2 protein-coding genes are annotated in these 2486 nt (G+C 59.1%); both read right to left on the minus strand.

Annotated features, from left to right (window positions below):
- Positions 1-58 precede the first annotated feature (58 nt).
- On the minus strand, positions 59-865 hold the full coding sequence (gene istB, locus SAB01S_RS17870; protein ID WP_009821099.1) for an IS21-like element helper ATPase IstB: 807 nt from the start codon (positions 863-865) through the stop codon (positions 59-61).
- Positions 855-2378 (minus strand): IS21 family transposase, encoded by a 1524-nt coding sequence (gene istA, locus SAB01S_RS17875; protein WP_009823850.1) that lies wholly within the window; start codon positions 2376-2378, stop codon positions 855-857. Before istA ends, istB begins: the two co-directional genes overlap by 11 nt.
- Positions 2379-2486: the final 108 nt, after the last annotated feature.

A 2486-nucleotide genomic window follows, 5' to 3' on the forward strand; every position in this document is an offset into this window, starting at 1 on the left:
GTTGATTTCCACTGAGAAGTGACCCGGGTTTTCCATCGAGAAGTGACCCGTCTGCGGATTATGTTTCGGGTGTCACGGGTGGGTCAACCCGTGGTTTTCTCTTTTGGGTTCTGGCCTGCTTGGCAGAGCTGTTTTTGAAGCGGAAGCTATCGTTGCCGGTCTCCAGGATGTGGCAGTGATGGGTAAGCCGATCGAGGAGCGCCGTGGTCATTTTGGCGTCGCCGAACACGGTGGCCCATTCGCTGAAGCTCAGGTTTGTGGTGATGATGACGCTGGTGCGCTCGTAGAGTTTGCTCAGCAGGTGGAAGAGCAGCGCGCCACCTGAAGCACTGAACGGCAGATATCCAAGCTCATCCAGGATAACGAGATCGGAGTGCAGGAGGCGATTGGCGATCTGACCGGCCTTGCCCTGTGCTTTTTCCTGCTCGAGCGCATTGACCAGTTCGACCGTCGAGAAGAAGCGGACGCGCTTTCGATGATGTTCGATGGCCTGGATGCCCAGCGCCGTTGCCACATGGCTCTTGCCGGTGCCAGGACCGCCGACCAGCACGATATTGTCGGCGATGTCGATGAAGTCGCAGCGATGCAACTGACGCACCAGAGCTTCATTGACCTCGCTACTGGTAAAGTCGAAGCCGGCCAGATCGCGATAGACAGGGAAGCGCGCGATCTTGAGCTGATAGGCCACAGACCGAACCTCCCGTTCTGCTGTCTCGGCTTTGAGTAACTGGGAGAGGATCGGGATGGCGGCTTCGAACGCTGGAGATCCCTGTTCCATGAGATCGGTGACGGCCTGCGCCATGCCATGCATCTTGAGGCTGCGGAGCATGACGACGATGGCGCCGCTGGCAGGGTCATGACGCATGACGCTTCTCCTTGCGCAGATCATCATAGCGTTCGACATTGGCCATCGGTTCGCTGACCAGCTTGAGCGCCTGGGGCGCCGTCACCGGCGGCGTGGAGATCGGTTTTCCGTCGACCAGCCTATAGAGCAGATTGAGGATATGGGTCTTGGTCGGAACGCCAGCCTCCAGCGCCATGGTGACCGCCGTCAGCACCAGTTGCTCATCATGATGAAGAACCAGCGCCAGTATTTCGACCATTTCCCTGTCGCCGCCGGGATTGCGCAACAGATGTCGCTGCAGACGCTGGAACGCATCGGGTAGCTCAAGGAAGGGCGCACCGTTGCGCAGGGCGCCGGGCTTGCGCTGCACGACCGCCAGATAATGGCGCCAGTCATAAACCGTATGACCTGGACCGTCGTGAGAGCGGTTGATGATGCGCTGATGTGCGCAGATTGGCTGCCCCTCGGCGACGACCTGGAAGCGATCAGGATAGACGCGCAGGCTGACAGTGCGATTGGCGAAAGAGGCCGGTACGCTGTAGCGATTGCGCTCAAAGTGGATGAGGCACGTCGGCGATACCCGTTTGCGATATTCCACAAAACCATCGAAGGGCCTGCCCGCAACCATCAGACACTCAGATTCATCGGCCCAGGCATTGGCAACCGATCCGGGTTCGATCCCGTGAGGGATGTCCTCCCATAACGCCTTGCAGCGCTCCTCCAGCCACAGGTTCAGCGCATCAAGGCTTTCGACCTGCGGCGTGGGTTGCCACAGACGGTGCCGCGCATCCTGGACATTCTTCTCGACCTGCCCCTTTTCCCATCCCGCAGCCGGGTTACAGAACTCAGCTTCGAACAGATAGTGGCTGACCATCGTCAGGAAGCGTGCGTTGACGGTGCGTTCCTTGCCACGCCCGACCTTGTCGACGGCCGTGCGCATATTGTCATAGATACCCCGGCGCGGCACGCCGCCCAGCACGCGGAAGGCGTGATTATGGGCGTCGAACAGCATCTCATGGGTTTGCAGCAGGTAGGCGCGCACGATGAATGCCCGGCTGTAACTGAGCTTGAAATGCGCGACCTGCAGCTTGGTCCGAACCCCGGCGATGATTGCCCAGTCCTCACTCCAATCAAACTGGAAAGCTTCCCCCGGCGCGAACGACAGGGGCACGAATGTCCCACGCCCGCCAATCTGTTGCTGGCGCCGATAATCTTCGCGCCAGTCCCGAGCAAAAGCGGCAACCCGGTTGTAGGATCCTTCATAACCCAGGCTCACCAAATCGGCGTGAAACTGCTTGATCGTGCGCTTCTGCTTGCGCGATCGGCCCATATCGCGCCGCAGCCAGGCCGCCAGATGCTCAGCAAATGGGTCCAGTTTGCTTGGTCGATCAGGCACCTTGAACCGCGGATCGATCGTCTCGGACCGCAAATATTTGCGGATCGTGTTGCGTGATAGTCCGGTGCGCCGCGCTATCTCCCGGATCGGTAGATGATCGCGAAAATGCCAGCGCCGGATAACGCTCAATAACGCCATGTCCAACACTCCATATACCCTCGCTTGTCAAAGCCAGGGACGAGTTCAACATGGGTCAATTCTCAGTGGAAATTTACGCCCTACCCGGGTCACTTCTCAGTGGAAATC

It is taken from the genome of Sphingobium abikonense NBRC 16140 (genome assembly GCF_001598335.1).
Taxonomy (GTDB): Bacteria; Pseudomonadota; Alphaproteobacteria; order Sphingomonadales; family Sphingomonadaceae; genus Sphingobium; species Sphingobium abikonense.

What these genes read in the sequence shown, in the direction of transcription:
- istB (WP_009821099.1), bottom strand. Translation starts at nt 865, where the DNA reads ATGCGTCATGACCCTGCCAGCGGCGCCATCGTCGTCATGCTCCGCAGC.
- istA (WP_009823850.1), bottom strand. Translation starts at nt 2,378, where the DNA reads ATGGCGTTATTGAGCGTTATCCGGCGCTGGCATTTTCGCGATCATCTA.